General features: G+C 38.2%; 18 protein-coding genes and 1 riboswitch. Of the genes, 6 read left to right on the top strand and 12 right to left on the bottom strand.

Going from position 1 to position 16,640, the window contains the following annotated elements:
• Positions 1 to 18: 18 nt before the first annotated feature.
• A complete protein-coding gene (locus tag ACKVEV_RS01480; protein WP_409368619.1) occupies positions 19 to 1,203 on the bottom strand; it encodes an acetyl-CoA C-acetyltransferase in 1,185 nt (394 codons plus the stop codon).
• 247 nt (positions 1,204 to 1,450) lie between these two features.
• On the opposite strand from ACKVEV_RS01480, the gene ACKVEV_RS01475 reads away from it, so the two are divergent.
• Positions 1,451 to 2,422, top strand: coding sequence for an alpha/beta hydrolase (locus ACKVEV_RS01475; protein WP_409368618.1), 972 nt, complete (start codon positions 1,451 to 1,453; stop codon positions 2,420 to 2,422).
• Positions 2,423 to 2,462: 40 nt separating this feature from the next.
• Here ACKVEV_RS01475 and ACKVEV_RS01470 read toward each other — a convergent pair whose 3' ends face one another.
• A complete protein-coding gene (locus ACKVEV_RS01470) occupies positions 2,463 to 2,933 on the bottom strand; it encodes an S-ribosylhomocysteine lyase (protein ID WP_409368617.1) in 471 nt (156 codons plus the stop codon).
• 273 nt (positions 2,934 to 3,206) lie between these two features.
• Positions 3,207 to 3,354, top strand: a riboswitch (cyclic di-AMP (ydaO/yuaA leader).
• A gap of 220 nt (positions 3,355 to 3,574) precedes the next feature.
• Between ACKVEV_RS01470 and ACKVEV_RS01465 the strand changes: the two genes are divergently transcribed.
• Positions 3,575 to 4,849 (top strand): MFS transporter, encoded by a 1,275-nt coding sequence (locus tag ACKVEV_RS01465; RefSeq protein ID WP_409368616.1) that lies wholly within the window; start codon positions 3,575 to 3,577, stop codon positions 4,847 to 4,849.
• Between the two features lie 88 nt (positions 4,850 to 4,937).
• Here the strand turns inward: ACKVEV_RS01465 and ACKVEV_RS01460 are convergent, their stop codons facing one another.
• From ACKVEV_RS01460 to ACKVEV_RS01425, 8 genes are all read right to left on the bottom strand, one after another.
• Positions 4,938 to 5,132 (bottom strand): hypothetical protein, encoded by a 195-nt coding sequence (locus tag ACKVEV_RS01460; RefSeq protein WP_409368615.1) that lies wholly within the window; start codon positions 5,130 to 5,132, stop codon positions 4,938 to 4,940.
• Positions 5,133 to 5,340: 208 nt separating this feature from the next.
• A complete protein-coding gene (locus ACKVEV_RS01455) occupies positions 5,341 to 6,795 on the bottom strand; it encodes a carbon starvation protein A (protein ID WP_409368614.1) in 1,455 nt (484 codons plus the stop codon).
• Positions 6,796 to 7,121: 326 nt separating this feature from the next.
• A complete protein-coding gene (locus tag ACKVEV_RS01450) occupies positions 7,122 to 8,531 on the bottom strand; it encodes an NCS1 family transporter (RefSeq protein WP_409368613.1) in 1,410 nt (469 codons plus the stop codon).
• Positions 8,532 to 8,554: 23 nt separating this feature from the next.
• Positions 8,555 to 9,355: a carbon-nitrogen hydrolase family protein gene (locus tag ACKVEV_RS01445; protein WP_409368612.1), complete on the bottom strand. Its 801-nt coding sequence runs from the start codon at positions 9,353 to 9,355 to the stop codon at positions 8,555 to 8,557.
• 66 nt (positions 9,356 to 9,421) lie between these two features.
• Entirely contained in the window at positions 9,422 to 9,949 is a 528-nt protein-coding gene (locus tag ACKVEV_RS01440; RefSeq protein ID WP_409368611.1) for a hypothetical protein, read from the bottom strand.
• 77 nt (positions 9,950 to 10,026) lie between these two features.
• A complete protein-coding gene (locus tag ACKVEV_RS01435) occupies positions 10,027 to 10,530 on the bottom strand; it encodes a cysteine hydrolase family protein (RefSeq protein ID WP_409368610.1) in 504 nt (167 codons plus the stop codon).
• Positions 10,531 to 10,621: 91 nt separating this feature from the next.
• The gene (locus ACKVEV_RS01430; RefSeq protein ID WP_409368609.1) at positions 10,622 to 11,083 is read right to left on the bottom strand and encodes a PH domain-containing protein; all 462 of its coding nucleotides are present in this window, start codon (positions 11,081 to 11,083) and stop codon (positions 10,622 to 10,624) included.
• A gap of 37 nt (positions 11,084 to 11,120) precedes the next feature.
• Complete coding sequence (locus ACKVEV_RS01425; protein WP_409368608.1) at positions 11,121 to 12,806, bottom strand: sigma-54 interaction domain-containing protein; 1,686 nt, start codon at positions 12,804 to 12,806, stop codon at positions 11,121 to 11,123.
• A gap of 148 nt (positions 12,807 to 12,954) precedes the next feature.
• Between ACKVEV_RS01425 and ACKVEV_RS01420 the strand changes: the two genes are divergently transcribed.
• The 3 genes from ACKVEV_RS01420 to ACKVEV_RS01410 are packed head-to-tail and all read left to right on the top strand — an operon-like array spanning position 12,955 to position 15,181.
• Positions 12,955 to 13,833, top strand: coding sequence for a polysaccharide deacetylase family protein (locus ACKVEV_RS01420; RefSeq protein ID WP_409368607.1), 879 nt, complete (start codon positions 12,955 to 12,957; stop codon positions 13,831 to 13,833).
• Between the two features lie 11 nt (positions 13,834 to 13,844).
• Positions 13,845 to 14,180: a hypothetical protein gene (locus ACKVEV_RS01415; protein WP_409368606.1), complete on the top strand. Its 336-nt coding sequence runs from the start codon at positions 13,845 to 13,847 to the stop codon at positions 14,178 to 14,180.
• Positions 14,177 to 15,181: a CobW family GTP-binding protein gene (locus ACKVEV_RS01410; RefSeq protein WP_409368605.1), complete on the top strand. Its 1,005-nt coding sequence runs from the start codon at positions 14,177 to 14,179 to the stop codon at positions 15,179 to 15,181. Before ACKVEV_RS01415 ends, ACKVEV_RS01410 begins: the two co-directional genes overlap by 4 nt.
• 125 nt (positions 15,182 to 15,306) lie before the next feature.
• On the opposite strand, the gene ACKVEV_RS01405 is transcribed toward ACKVEV_RS01410, so the two are convergent.
• Together ACKVEV_RS01405 and sirA are read right to left on the bottom strand one after the other, a co-directional pair.
• Positions 15,307 to 15,525: a YneF family protein gene (locus ACKVEV_RS01405; protein WP_402924179.1), complete on the bottom strand. Its 219-nt coding sequence runs from the start codon at positions 15,523 to 15,525 to the stop codon at positions 15,307 to 15,309.
• A gap of 100 nt (positions 15,526 to 15,625) precedes the next feature.
• Positions 15,626 to 16,051 carry a sporulation inhibitor of replication protein SirA gene (gene sirA, locus ACKVEV_RS01400; RefSeq protein ID WP_053483154.1) on the bottom strand — a complete coding sequence of 142 codons (426 nt, stop codon included), beginning with the start codon at positions 16,049 to 16,051 and terminating at the stop codon, positions 15,626 to 15,628.
• Positions 16,052 to 16,279: 228 nt separating this feature from the next.
• On the opposite strand from sirA, the gene ACKVEV_RS01395 reads away from it, so the two are divergent.
• Positions 16,280 to 16,633 carry an ABC transporter permease gene (locus tag ACKVEV_RS01395; protein WP_409368604.1) on the top strand — a complete coding sequence of 118 codons (354 nt, stop codon included), beginning with the start codon at positions 16,280 to 16,282 and terminating at the stop codon, positions 16,631 to 16,633.
• Positions 16,634 to 16,640: the final 7 nt, after the last annotated feature.

The raw sequence follows: 16,640 nt of genomic DNA, 5'->3' as shown, positions 1-16,640 counted from the left end.
TTCACCTTCTTACTCACATTAAGGGCGTTGCACAACTGTCGCTACCCCTTGTCCACCACCGATACATAAAGTGGCAAGGCCCGTTTTGGCATCACGCTTTTCCATCTCATGTAAAAGTGTGACTAAAATACGCGCACCACTTGCTCCGATCGGATGACCTAGCGCAATTGCTCCCCCATTGACATTTAGTTTATCATGATTAAAGCTAAGTTCGCGATCTACAGCAATCGATTGTGCCGCAAAAGCTTCATTTGCTTCAATTAAATCTATCTCTTCTAAAGTGACATTCGCCTTCGTTAACGCTTTTTTCACCGCCGTTACTGGACCCGTACCCATAATAGCAGGATCAACGCCAGAACTCGCATTGGCTGAAATAACGGCCATTGGCTTGATGCCTAACTCCAATGCTTTCGCTTTCGACATGACAACAACTGCAGCTGCCCCATCATTAATGCCAGATGCATTCGCCGCTGTCACCGAGCCGTCCTTTTTAAAAGCAGGGCGTAACTTTGCCAATGATTCCGCTGTAACACCCGCTCGTGGAAACTCATCTTGCGCAAAAATAATCGGATCGCCTTTGCGTTGTGGAATTTCCACAGCTACAATTTCATCATGAAATTTGCCAGCAGCTAGTGCCGCTTCCGCTCGTTGCTGAGAACGCGCTGCAAAATGATCTTGCTCCTCACGTGTAATAGCATACGCATCACATAAATTTTCCGCCGTAATGCCCATATGATAATCATTAAATGCACACCATAAACCATCATGGATCATCGTATCGACAACTTTTTGATCCCCCATACGGAAGCCTTCACGCGCATTTTTTAAAACATACGGTGCTTGGCTCATATTTTCAAAGCCACCCGCAACAATAATATCCGCATCACCAGCTAAAATCGCCTGTGCTGCTAAATGTACGGCTTTTAAGCCTGAGCCACATACTTTATTAATTGTTAAAGCAGGCACTGCATGTGGTAATCCTGCGGCTATCGATGCTTGACGAGCCGGATTTTGTCCAAGCCCAGCCGATAAAACATTCCCCATAATGACTTCATCGACTTGCTCACCTGCTACGCCAGCACGCGCTAATGCTTCTTTAATTACGATACTTCCAAGAGTTGTTGCCGGCACATCCTTTAATGTTCCTTGGAATGAACCGATTGCAGTACGCACAGCACTAACAATTACTACCTCGTTTGTCATAACCATTCTCCCCTTTTCCCCGTTCAAAAATCAACACTGCATGCATATGCTACTAGCAGATATGTATATTTTAACAAATGTTTTGACGATTTTCGATAACAGAAATCATCGCACGTTTTCAACAGTTGTTGTAAAATGTTGTCGTGTTTTAAACACTCATAGTTGGGAACATTACAAATAGAAAAGTGCATTTGCTCAAAGGTGAATGCCTAGATATAACAGAAACAAAGGCGTGGAGGTGTTGAAGATGAAAAAGAAAATGCTTTTATTTTCAGGTATTACAACGACGCTTGCCGCTGCAGCAACGGGGCTGTTCGGCTTTGCGCTTTCCAATAAATTAATGTACATTCAGCAAAAGGACCCCGAATTTATTCGTGAACGCGAAACAACGGCTAAACGGTTTGACGAAGCTTGGTACAATAAAAATTTCAAATGTGAATTAAATATCGACTCACCCAATGGCTATTCCATTCGGGGTATTATGTTTCAACCACTGCAAACGAATAATACCATGATTATTTGCCATGGGGTGACAGAAAATAAAATTAACTCAGTGAAATATGCACGGCTGTTTGAACGGCTCGGATACAACTCCGTCATTTTTGACCATCGAAGACACGGGGAATCAGGTGGCAAAACGACTAGCTATGGTTATTACGAAAAAAATGATTTAGATGCTGTTGTGAAAACGGTGAAAGCGATGATTGGTGATAACGCCATTCTCGGTATTCATGGTGAATCGATGGGGGCAGCCACAATGCTGTTGTATGCAGGAACAGTTGAAGATGGTGCTGATTTTTATATAGCAGATTGTGCTTTTTCTGATTTTTCGATGTTGCTGAAGCAAATTGCGAAAACAGAATTTAAATATGGCTCCATCATTCCAATACGTTTCGCAGATTTCTTTATACGATTACGCGACGGTTATTCATTCAAAAGTGTCACCCCATCCGAAGCTGTGACACATATTGAAAAACCCATTCTTTTTATCCACAGTATTCCGGATACATTTATTCCCGCTTCCATGTCACTCGATCTATATAATAAAAAAAATGGACCGAAAAAATTAAAGCTTTTCGACAAAGGGGCACATGCGCAATCCTTTAATGAAAATATGGCTGAATATGAGGATCTCATACATGACTTTTTAGAAAGTTTTATTTATCAAAAAATCCATCATGATGCTTCCTCGTCCAATGTCATTCCATTTCATCGCTAAAAGAAAACCTTGCAAGCTGTGACAACTTGCAAGGTTTTTATTATTCCGCGAAAACAATATGCCATTCATCACGCTTGGCTAAAAATTCTTTGGCAAGTGCTTGTGCACCTTCTAAGCTATGGCTTGCTGCCCAACCACATTGCACTTCATTGCATGCAGGTACAGCTGTTGCCTGCGTCACATCCGTAAAAGTTTTTTCTAAAATTGTTAGTAAATCTTCATAATCATTATGGTTAATCAACGATACATAAAACCCTGTTTGGCAACCCATTGGACTAAAATCAACAATATGGTCGGAATAATTACGGATAATGTCAGCCGATAAATGTTCTAAAGAGTGGAGTGCAGGCATTTCCATATGCTCTTTATTCGGTTGTTTGAAACGAATATCGTATTTATATACTTCATCGCCATTTTTACCTACTTTAACACCGGCTAAACGAACATAAGGCGCTTGTACTTTCGTATGGTCTAAATCAAAACTTTCCACATTTGTTTTTTCACGTTCCATTGCTAACAGCTCCTTTTCTTACAATACTAACTATTATACCTAGTTTTCTATGAAATGTTCAAATTTTTAAAATAGAATGATAACTCACCAGCTAACAATAATTAAACTGTTCTTTATAATGAAAAAATTTTTTCCGTCTATTTACTAACCATGGGGTAACGAGCCTTTTTATTGAAGGTTTTGTTTTGTAAAAATTTTTTTCTTCGCATTTGTCAAAAAAATTTTCTGTATTTACTAACTTTTCTTGTAATAGTAGTATCATAGCAGTTTCACCTTTCTAGATCGCTGAAACCAATGGATGCGGGGGAACCACATTTGTATGGATGAACATTCCATCCAAGGGGTGAATCCTTTTAAAGGTAGGGCTACTCAATGGCCCGAATCCGACAGCTAACCTCGTAAGCGTTAAATGAGAAGGAAGATGGATGCTTGTACTTTTTGACAAATATGTATCGATAAGTCCTTAGCTTATTCATACTTATAATTAATACAACCTCCCAAAATCCCCATCATTACTTTTGATTGCATTAGAAAGCATGATGAAACAATCGTGACGAACATGGTGTTAGCGTAATTTGAAAACGGATTCAATATGCTCCATCATATGCCTCGATGACTAAGTAAAAACGGAGGAAACCAATATGACTACTCAACAAGAGAACAAAGGCATCTTTTATGGATGGTGGATTGTCGTGGCATGTGTTGTCATTATGACATTTATGTATGCACCAATTATCAATTTAGTATCACTGTATACAGTCCCAGTAACAGAAGAACTGGGCATTGGAAGATCGGAATTTATGACATACTATACAATTATGGCTTTAGTGGGGATGGTTTTCTGCCCGATTGCAGGAAAACTGATGAGAAAGATGGATATTCGTCTTTATTTAACGATATTTACAGTGCTTGGCACCCTTTCTTATATAGGCTTTTCCTTTGCTACAACGGCACTGCACTTTTATTTATACGCAGTGCTAATGGGGGCTGCTTTAGCTGGCGCCGCCCTGATTCCTACGCCGGTCTTAATTACCAATTGGTTTAACGAAAAACGCGGTTTATGTTTAGGAATTGCACTAGCAGGAAGTGGCCTTGGTGGTGTCATTTTGAGTCCAATCATTAACTGGCTTATTACGGATTACGGTTGGCGCAGTGCTTACTTTATTACTGGCATCACAATGCTCGTGTTAATCGTGCCTATTGCCATTTTTATTATTCGCTTTCAACCTGCCGATATCGGACTTGTTCCGTTAGGCGAAGTAAAAAATTTAAAACCTTCCGCAGAAATACTAGAGGGGCTTTCACAAAAAGAGGCATTTCGCTCACTATCATTTTGGGCTCTTTGTGCAGCGATCGTTGTCGGGGGTATTGTCGTGAATGGGATGATTATTAACCTCGCGCCATATTTAAAAGATATCGGTGGCACGCCGCAACACGCTGCCTTATTACTATCTTTAGGCTCCGCAATGGTGATCGTAGGGAAATTATTAATTGGTCGACTCTATGACAAATTAGGAACGATTACAACGCTAGTTATTATTTGCGCTTCAGGTTTAGTCAGCTTCCTATTTTTGATGAAAGGTAACCTATTAATACCAGGTATTTTGTATACAATATTTACTGGCTTTGGTGCAACGGCTGTTACCGTAACACCGGCTTACCTAACATCCTCACTCTATGGTGAAAAAGAATATAGTGCGAAATTTGGCATTGTCTCATTATTTTCAACATTAGGTGCTGCCCTTACACCAATCGTATCAGGAGCCATTTATAATATTAATCATTCATATGGCTTACTGCTTAATGTTTTAATTGGCCTTTCAATTGTGTTATTTGTATTGTTTATCATTGCCATTAAAACGAAACCTAAATCGATTGCCACTTCAGAGTCAATGGAATATAAATTAGAAAACTAAGTCTTATTTCACTAGAAATTTGCTTATACAACGTAAGCCGCAACCATCGCTGTTGCGGCTTACATTCGTCTGAGCAACTTTCCCATTTCTATAACGGAAAGCCATATTCTAAACTGCTTGGTATATTAAATAGCAAAGTGATCACTAGGCTGATTGTGAATAGTACCAAAATAGACTTCCATTGCAATGGAATATCATTCTTTTTCATTACTAACAATTGATTAATAAAATGCAAAAACATCACTAGTAACAACACTACAACAAACTGTAAGAAAAAATTCATCGTTGTCACCACCCTCTCTACAACTGAATAGTCTCTCTTTATATCGGACGTGGCGATGTCTTATCGACCATTCGATACAGAAATTTCCCAATCACAATTTGCTCTAAAATGAGAAGCTATGATAAACACTACCGCTTCGCGTAAAAGGGTGCGTCTTCTAATTAAGACACACCCTTTTTTCTAACTTCACTTTATATAGTAATTAATACTACTTAACATTTTGATAGCTTGTCACATCTTCATCTAACAAGAAGTTTGTGCCACGTTTTTTCAAAGCTGTAGCAAAGAATATTGCTGTAACAATAAATGCGGCTAAAATCCCAACAGCATTCGAGAATGCAACATCCTGTCCGAATCCCATATTTGGTTCATAAATAATATAGCTGAATACCATACTTGTCATAAATGAAGCTGGTATCGTTGCAATCCAGTGGTTTTTACGGTCCAAAAATAAATACATTGCGGCTACCCATAAGGCAATTACTGCTGTTACACCGTTTGCCCATGAGAAATAACGCCATAAAATATTAAAGTCCATTTTCGTTAATACATATGACATGACGAATAACGGAAATGCAACCCATAAACGACTAACAAATTTCGCTTGACCAAATTTGAAATAATCAGCAATAATCATACGAGCTGCACGAAACGCTGTATCACCGGATGTAATAGGCAGCACGATTACTCCTAAAACTGCTAAAGTTCCACCAATTGAACCAAGCATAAGAATAGATGCCTCGCTTACTACAGCTGCAGGTCCACCTGCTGCCATCATTTCATTTAAACCACCATATCCTCCAAATAGGCTCATTGCAGCAGCCGCCCAAATCATCGCAATAATTCCTTCAGTAATCATCATACCATAGAAAATTTTACGTCCTTCTTTTTCTCTTTTAGTTGTACGAGAAATGATTGGCGTTTGTGTCGCATGGAAACCTGATAATGCCCCGCATGTAATGGTAAAGAAAATTAATGGAAATATCGGTAAATTAGCAGGATGCATATTTTCAAATGTGAGCTCAGGAATTGGTGAACCCTTTACGATCATACTAATACCAATTCCAAATGCTGAAATCACTAGTAGCGCTCCAAAATAAGGATAGAATCGACCGATAATTTTATCCACTGGCAGTAAAGTTGCTAAAATATAATAAATAAAAATTACCGCTACAATAATACTTAACGCAATTTTGCCATCCATTAAATTATTTATTAACATTGCAGGTGATGAAACAAACACAGTACCAACGAGAAGGAGCAATAAAAGGGCAAAAATATTGACGACATGTTTCATTGCTTTTCCTAAAAACTTCGCTGCAAGCTCAGGTAAATGGGCTCCTTTATTACGAATCGAAATCATGCCTGTCAAATAATCATGAACAGCACCGGCAAATATACATCCAACTACTATCCATACAAATGCAACAGGGCCATATAAAGCACCGACAATAGGACCAAACACAGGCCCTGTACCTGCAATATTTAAGAGCTGAATTAATGAATTTTTAGGTGTAGACATTGGTACATAGTCTACACCATCTGCATTTACATAAGCTGGTGTAGGGCGCTCATCTTTAGGAATGAATACTTTTTCAACAAACTTCCCATAAGTAAAATAACCTACAATTAAAATCACTATACAAGTTATAAAAGTTATCATTAAAATTCCTCCTTATATAACATTTTTAGTATTTTAATAAGATTTTTTTATAAAAAAATAAACGACACCGAAAAAGCTACAACAATCGCTAAATTATTATCGTTATATGGGATGTGGCTAAAAAATCCCTCCTTTTTCACTAACTATATAATATGACCTGAACTAGAAAATTATTTCTAAACCTAATGCTAATAGAACATCCCCATCGTTCTTTCGTTTCTAAATGGGGAAATCGCTTTCCAAATAACCATTATCACCTATATTTAATTGAAGGCATGTTTACTGTCTCTCATTCTTATAAATTACTCGCTCCCTTTTAGACCATTCTATACAGAAATTTTCCAATCTCTATTCGCTGATGTGCCTAAATAATCATCTGCGTAATTCGATTCTATTTCTTGTTGTGGGAATTTCTTTAAATACCATTGTTTCATGAGCACATAGTAAATCATTGCCGATAGTGGGAAACCAACGAAATACATATAATCAATAAAAACGATAGCGAGTACACTACTAATGAGCCAAGCAAGCAAACCTGCCACATTTACACCTCTATGGAATGTAAATTGCCCGTCCTGGCTATACAAATCTTTGACATGTAAGCGGCGCTTGCGAAGGATGTAGTAATCACAAATCATAACACCTGCTACAGCCGACATAATGGCGCCGGAGTACCCTAAGAAACGGAATAACTGCTCTAAAATAATCCAAGGTTGAAACAATGTGCCGATAATCCCCGCTAATATGACACCCCATGTATAGGACAAATGAATGCGCGCGCCAGCATTGACAAACGTTAACGATGCTGGAATTAAATTAGACGCAGTATTCGTTGACCATTGCGCCAATATAACGAGCAATAAAATCATTACCATCACCCAACCTGTTGCTATTTGTTGCACGACTTCAATCGGATTCCAGTTGCCAGTGGCTAAAAAACTAACGGCACCAATAATACCGATAAAGGTTTGGACTGTTGGTAACGCCAATAAGTGAGGAATATAATTATTTTTATTGCGCCGGAACCAATTGCGCTCATTGACTGGTGCTTTTACGTAACGTGTAATATTCGGAATATCTACGGCAAGTAAAGACCAAAAGCCCATATTTGCCGCCATAATGAGCAACCATGTCGTTTCAGCTGAATTGCCTTCATACGTAAAAATATTTAACCCCTCTTCAGTAGCAATGCTCGATATTTTCACAAAAATCCAAATCGAAATTAAAATGATGGAAGGCGCGGCTATAACCGCAAATCGATCGATTGCTTTAATACCAATGGCCGTATTCGCGATTTGCACAGCTGCAAATACAACATACCAGACAAACCAAGAATCAAAGCCTGTTAAATCTGCTACGATATAGTTGATAGCTGTGGCCCCAAGATACGTTTGAATACCAAACCAAATACAAGCAACGATCCCCCTTAGTAACGACGGTATATGTACACCTACTGTGCCAAAAGGTGCTCTTAAATACGCCGCAAACGATAAACCATGTTCAATCCCAATATCCCCGGTTAAACTAGCAACGATGGCGATTAGTACATTCGCAATAAAAATAGCGCCTGCTAATTGCCAGAGTGTCATGGATTCAATACCATTAGCGCCAATTTGAAATGTGGCAATAATAACCGCCATCCCTACCCAAATATTAAAAAATCCTAGCCCTGTAATAATGCGATGCCTTCTTAAAGTGGGCACGATATCCTTGGTAATTAATGAGTTGCGTTTCATAAAACTCCCCCCTGATCAGAACTTTATTCGCTTGGATGAAAAACGGCTTGATTTAAATCTCTTAAGTAAGGTACTTCTCTTCGTTGTTGAATAACTCGTTGTAAATCAATTGTTGCGACGATGCATTCATCTTCCTGTACAGCTTCGACTAAAACTTTGCCTTGTGGATCAATAATTCTACTTTTCCCACCAAAATGGGTTGACTGTTTTTCAATTCCTGAACGATTAGCTGCAATAACGTAACAGCCATTTTCGATTGCTCTTGCTTTACTCGCAATATCCCAGACGTAGTAACGCTGTTCGCCAAATGCCGAAGGGTAGATTAAAACATTGGCCCCTTGTAATGTTAATATTCTTGCGCCTTCCGGAAACCCAATTTCATAGCAAATTTGTAAACCTATTTTCAAATCTTCTTGATGGATAATAGATAGTGCATCGCCTTTATTAAATCTAAGATTTTCTTGATCCCAAAGATGTGTTTTTCGATATTTGCCCAATATGCCATTTTCCGCTATAACAAAAGCGGTATCAAATATTGTGCCTTCTATTTCACCACGTTCTAAAATACAGCCAATAATCGTGACATCGTGTTGAGTCGCCAGACGCTGTAAAAACTCTGTCGTTTCCCCTGGAATCGTCTCCGCATATTGCCAATCTTGTTCTTCTACCCGATAACCTGTATTAAATAATTCGGGTAATACAATGAGTGTTGCCTGTTGTTCAAGTGCTTGTACTATTAATGTTTGCGCTTTTTGTAAATTACCTTCTTTATTGCCTAGTTCACAATTCATTTGTATAGCTGCTACTACATGCTTCAAAGTCATCACTCCCTTTTAGTAATGTTAAGATTGCTGGTATCCTTTAAAAATCCTCCTTTCTTATATAAAATTTCAAAGCAAAAATCGTGCCAACTTTTCATCGATTGACATAGTGTTCAAGACGCATTGATACTGCGAATTTTTTAAAGGCGGAAATGGCGATTTTGTCACGAAGTTATGCATTTTTGCATCGTAACAATGCAAATTCGGGTTTGTGCTGGTAGAATATCTTGAATCGCGGGTAAAACTCGGGGCATCGCGGGTAAAAGCTCCTGTATCGCTGATAAAACTCGCGATATCGCGGGTAGATGCTCCTATATCGCTGATAAAATTCGGCATATCGCCGATAAAAGCTCCTATATCGCTGATAAAACTCGGCATATCGCCGATAGATGCTCCTATATCGCTGATAAAATTCGTCGTATCGCCGATAGAAGCTCCTGTACCGCTGATAAAACTCGGCATATCGCCGATAGAAGCTCCTATATCGCTGATAAAACTCGGCATATCGCCGATAAAAGCTCCTAAATCGCTGATAAAACTTGGCGTATCGCCGATAGAATAACGGATAGCCTGCACTGAGCGGAAAGTGATCGACATAAGAGACACCATCAACACAACAAAAAAGCGTTAAATTGATCGCAGTCAATCTAACATTTTTTCGCTAACTATAAAATTCAATCTATAAACTTTAAAAATCTGTTATTCCATATATTTTCGTAAAAATTAATTGTCTCTTGCGCGGACATAAATGGGTTATTGAGCGTAGAAGTTGCTTTACGTACCATAAAGTTTTCGTACCCTAAGCCATGGGCGAATTTAATCGTTGCATCCATGCAATACTCTGTTTGCGCGCCGCAAAATTCAATACGCTGTACAGCTAATTCATCTAACATCGTTTTTAAGTTTGTTTTGTAAAATGAATTGGCATGTTCTTTTCTAACCAAATAGTCTTGCTCTTGCACATCTAAGTCGGCATGAATCGCCCAAAGTTCCTCTTCAGGTACGAGTTCTTCATCACAATGCTGCACAAAAATTATTGGTTTTTGCTGTGCTCGGTAGCTGGCAATTCGATTGTTTACTTTCGTAAGTAAACTTGGTAGTTCACCCAAATGCTCTGCACTGAAACATACGCCATTTTGTAAATCGATAACAATTAAAACATCTGCAATAGCTTTCATTATGTTGCCTCTTTCATATTTAATTTTTTTTAAAGGACGTTATTACATTTGCGCCAAACTCCTTCTTATTCGGCGTAAGTATTTACTCATTTTAAACGTCATTACCTGCCCATGACTCAACGTTTTCAAATTGGGCATGCGGACAGCGTTTTTTTAATTCTTCAATAAACCCCATTTTATTGTCCGGTAATATCTTGATACGGCCAAAGCTTGTAGATTCCACACATAGCTCAAGTCCTGTATCAGATGGTGTAATGCGATAGCCTGTAAATTTATCTGTTGTCGGCGCAACCTTTGTTATGGTGTGATAAGGAATGCGTCTTTTGAATGGTCCACCTTTGATTAATAAATACTCTTTATAGAAAATACATTGAATCGAAGTGCCGTGCCACCAAACAAAACTTCCAGCAACAAGAAAGAGAACAACAATTAGCAGTAAAATAGGTAATGGTAATTGTTTATACAAAGAAAGCAAAGGAATTGAACTCATAATGACAACGACTAAATAGAGACCGATTAACAAAACCATGTTTACCTTTGTGCGAAAAACCATTCGTCCCTCCCCTTTCTACTTCCATTATATAGCATGTTTATCGAATATTAAATTTCGCCATTTTCCTACTAATGGTAGATTGATTCACTTCTAATAATTTTGCCATATCCACAGTCGATCGACATGTTGCAAAAGCCATTTGCAATAATTCCTTTTCCGCATTTTCTACACATTTTTTTAAGGGCATGATGTGCTTTACGAGTACAGACTTCTCCATTTTATTTTCATTCAATGCCATTGCTAGCGTTTCGTTTGTTAGATAATCGGCGTCACTCATGACATAACATCGTTCAATGACGTTTTGTAATTCTCTAATATTGCCAGGCCAGTCGTACGTTGTTAACTTATCTACAAAGCTTGTATTGAATGACTTGGCTGTATAATATTTGTTATTTAAATTCGTTAAAAAATGACTTGCTAAAGGCAGTATATCTTCTTTGCGGTCACGTAACGGCGGTACATGAATGGGGATAACATTTAAGCGATAATATAAATCCTCTCTAAAATTTCCTTTTGTCACTTCTTCAGCAAGATTTCGATGGGTTGCTGCGATAAACCGAACATTAATAGGGATTGTTTTGGCGCTACCAATTCGCTGTAGCTTTTTTTCTTGGATGACGCGCAGTAATTTTATTTGGAGTGCAGGCGGCATATCGCCAATTTCATCTAACAACAACGTGCCGTTATGCGCTAGTTCAAATAAGCCCATTTTGCCCTCTCTATTTGCGCCAGTAAAGGCACCTTTTTCATAGCCAAACAACTCGGATTCTAGTAAATTTTCTGGAATCGCACTACAATTAATTTTTAAAAAAGGCTTCGTTTTACGTTCGCTCATGTCATGAATATAATTAGCGAAAACCTCTTTACCGACACCTGTCTCTCCTAAAATTAAGACGGTCGAATCTACTGCTGCCACTCGTTTAGCAAGCGCTACTACCGCTTCGAGTTGCTTACTTTGATAGATAAGCGGGCTTGTTGATTGGCTATCCTGTTGGCTCAGTTCATGTTGATAGTCATGAATTATACTTGTCAAACGTTGGATTTCTTGTTGTAAATTTTTGATATTTGTAATATCTCTAGAAGCATTAACTACACGTATAATTTCGCCTTGCTTATTTTTTATAGGCGTTCCGACAACTAACAGCCGTTTGTTATTTTTCGTTTGTTGGACCGTCGAAATTTTTGTTTTGTTTTCTAACACTAATCTTGTAATGGAAGGTTTATACACCCCTTCCCTTTCCAACTCTAAAACATTTTTCCCAATTAGCTGTTCTTCACTCACCCCCCATAGCTGTTTACAAGCAGCACGTACCCGTAATGTTTTCCCTTGATGGTCAGATACATAAAGAGCACCATAAGTAGAATCAAATATTGCCTTTAAATCTTCACTCTCATCTTTGGAGCGTTCATATTCATGTTGGTATGGCCATGTTAAATTGATCGAAACTAGTATGTAATTTTTATTGTTGTCTACAATTCTTGAAAAGAAATATTGATAGCTTTTGCCGGCGCAAATAATCATTTTCATGAAAGGAATATCAGTCGTCATTGCTTTTCTTAAAAGCGGGAATAATTTCTTATGATTGATCATTTGTCGATTAAATTGAATGGCTTGTTGTGCTTTGGTATTTAGCATTTTAATAGAAAAATTTTCGTCGTACATAATGGATGCCAATGGCAGCTTCTCAATCGTTTCGGCAGAAATTTTTATATTTCCTAGCATAGTACCTCTCCATTCTTTAATTTTTTCAGCATTATAACATAAGCCCTATGCATTCGTGCATATTTTCTAAATTTTTTAAAAAATATATTACAAGCTTTCTATTTTTCGTTAGACTAATGATAAAAATTTATAAAGGGATGAATAGAAGATGCAAAAAGAGATTTTAGTTGCCTATGGTATTGACGTAGATGCTGTTGCAGGTTGGTTAGGGTCTTACGGTGGGGAAGATTCCCCTGATGATATTTCACGTGGTTTGTTTGCTGGGGAAGTCGGTACGCCAAGACTGTTAGATTTATTCGATAAACATAACATTAAAACGACTTGGTTTATTCCTGGCCATTCCATTGAAACGTTCCCAAGGGAAATGAAAGATGTTTTTGAACGAGGGCATGAAATTGGCGCACATGGCTACTCCCATGAAAATCCTATTGCCATGACACCGAAACAAGAAGAACAAGTATTACTTAAATCGATTCAACTTATTGAAGAATTAACAGGAAAAAAACCGACCGGCTATGTGGCGCCTTGGTGGGAATTTTCCAATGTAACGAATGAATTATTAATTAAGCATGGCATACAATACGATCACAGTTTAATGCACAACGATTTTACACCTTATTATGTACGTGTCGGGGATAAATGGACAAAAATTGACTATAGTAAACAAGCAGAAGAATGGATGAAGCCGTTACAACGAGGCGAAGAAACCGATTTAATTGAAATTCCCGCTAACTGGTATTTGGATGATTTACCGCCGATGATGTTTATTAAAAAATCACCAAATAGTCATGGCTTTGTGAATCCGCGCGATATCGAACAAATGTGGAAAGATCAATTCGATTGGGTTTACGAAAATATGGATTATGCAGTCTTTACGATGACCATCCATCCCGATGTTAGTGGACGTCCGCAAGTGCTCCAAATGCATCATCGCCTTATCACTTATATTAATTCCCACGAGCATGTTCGATGGGTTACATTTCATGAGATTGCAAACGATTTCGCAAATCGTTATCCGCGCACATAAGGAGCAAGTTTATGTGTATTTTTTGCGGTGATTTTATTGCCAATGTACATTGGACGGACTTTAAAAATGATGCTACATCAGAAGTTATCGTCGGCGATTTACAACGTGTTCGACAGCAAGCGAGAATAGAGCGCGTTCATTTCATCAATAAAATTTTAGTGTTCTATCAGTTAAAACTAACGGATTGGAATGGCAGCAAATTTATTCTTAGCGATTTAAAAGGCACGACGTCCATCGTACATGATTTAGGTGCGTTATGGGCGGAAGTCGAAAAACGGATTGGCTATGCGATCGACCCACTGAGCACTACCTTAATGGACAAAGTTGAATTGAGTGATAATAGATGAAAGCAGCAAAAAAACCCGTGACAATTATGACTGGTAGTTTAGGGAGCGGTAAAACAACATTGCTACAAAACTTATTAACACATCATCAGCTGAAGGAAAATATCGCCGTGATCGTTAATGAGTTCGGCAAAGTCGGCTTAGACCATTATTTACTAAGACAAGCAGAAGAAAAAACGACATTGCTTCAAGGAGGTTGTATTTGTTGTCAGTCTCGAGAAGATTTAGCGGAAGAACTGCAAAATTACTTATTTCGCTATGAACAAGGGGATATTGCGTTTGATCGTATTATTATTGAAACAACGGGCTTAGCAGATCCCGCTCCGATTTTATTTACAATCATGACACATCCTATTTTACAGCACCACTTTGTCGTTGATGGGATCATTACGACCGTCGATGCAAAAAATGGAGCAATGCAAATGCGCAATCACGAAACAACCGTAAAGCAAATCTCGGCAGCGGATACCGTTGCACTAACAAAAATCGATTTAGTAACGAAGGAAGAACTGGCGTTTATTCGTGCTGAAATCATAAAAATTAACCCAAGCTGTACAATACTTCATGTGGAAAATGGCAATGTAGAGCCATCAATTTTACATGTCGCAAGAAAATACTCTAGCAATGTTCTACCTGGTAACAATGAGCTAGCACCCCATACAATCCAATCGCACATTCAATCGATTTCTTTTGCTTTTTTACAACCTTTAAATTGGAATAGTTTTGGTGTATGGCTGAGCTTATTGCTCTATGCAAGAGGCGAAAATATTCTGCGCGTCAAAGGACTGCTCGATGTCGGTGAAGCGGGGCCCATTATCTTAAATGGCGTACAGCATATTATTCACCCACCTATCCATTTACATGAATGGCCAGATCATACGCAAGTTTCACATATTGTATTCATTATGAAGGATATTCCTACTGAGTTATTGAAGCAATCATTATTATCCTTTCAAACATTTCTCGGCACAAAAGTCGATTTACTGCATGTTCATACCATCTAGGTAATATCGGTCTTTATAAAACAACGTGTTTAGATGAATCCGTTTAGTTTGCCCTTCGTCTAAACACGTTTTTCAACGCAAAAAGCAACCGGTTTACAAAACCAGTTGCTCCTTAAAAACTCCAATTATTTTTGGAATTTATTCATTTGAGTCATCATTTGGCGTACTTGCTTTTCAGACGGCGTACGACCCATTTGTGCCATCATCATTCGAATCATTTGTTCGTTAATTGGTGGGTTTTCTTTTAAATATTTCATCATAGCTTGACGTGCAAAATAGAAACCAAGTGCTGCGCCAGCTGCTAATGCGATAATTACAACAATAATCCAGCCCCATGTAGGCATACAACCAACCTCCTCCACTACAATATACCGAGAAAAAAACTCTCCACGCTCCATTATACACCAAATACTAGCGTGTTACTATATATTATAGTGAAAATTCCTAGTGCATTGTATACTTCATCGGCTTCAGCCAACCACACTCATTATCTTGTTTATTAAAAGCGATAAATCGCTCACTCATTTTTGCTAGCATTTGGAATAAATCCAAATCAAGCATGCGCGAGCCTTCACAATAGACACAGATTTTGCGCTCTACTAAATAAATCGCCATCTTGCCTTTTATCGGATGTTCTAAAAATAAAGCATTACGTGCTCTTTCTAAATGGGCATATTTAGAATCTAGCTGTGCCTCTAACATGGTAGCAATTTCGTCGAAGCGAACAGTTTCACATATATACGCGAGTTCTTTTAAGGATTTCTCATTGGCATCTTCACAGCCCTGCATCATTTCTAATAACTTACGCTCTCTGCCGAAAATAAACGTTAAATGCTCTTCTTTTATTTTATATATGGAATAGGTTCTCACCAGAAATCCCCCTTCGCTCAGTTTCTTTAACGTTAGTATAGCGGATTAGAAGTTGTTAATTTGTCAAACGAAGGAGGCGACCATCTTCTATTTTTGTCGAAAACCTTCTAGTTTCAGCTGATAACAAAAAGCTCAGCCTCAAGACCTAGAGGAAAATCCATTTCCAGTCCGTTTTAGATGCTCTTTCAAACAGGTAACATAAAGGTACAAACGAAAGGAGCTAAAAATATGAAAAAATTTCTGTTATTCACTGGTGGTATTATTGCAGCATGTGTCGCACTTGCATTAATCGGGCCTATTACGGGCCTATTATTTTCAGGTGTACTTGTTGCACTAGGAATGCACTTCTACATGAAAAGTAAATCAACATTCGGCAAAATTATTTGGTTTACTGTTGGTGTAATCGGTGTACTTTCTGCTGTCTCTAATATTCCAGCAATGATTGGTCTTGCAGCAATCGCCATTATTTATGTCATTTATAAAAAATGGAATGGCGAAGATGTAAAAATTCCGACAGTGGAAGCGAAAGAAGAAGATCCGTTTACAAACTTCGAAAAAGAATGGTCAAATTTAACAAAATAAAAGGAGC

Source organism: Lysinibacillus sp. 38-6 (genome assembly GCF_046245175.1).
Classification (GTDB): domain Bacteria; phylum Bacillota; class Bacilli; order Bacillales_A; family Planococcaceae; genus Lysinibacillus.
Note: the sequence above shows the minus strand (reverse complement) of the source record. Positions and strands in the feature narration are given on the sequence as shown.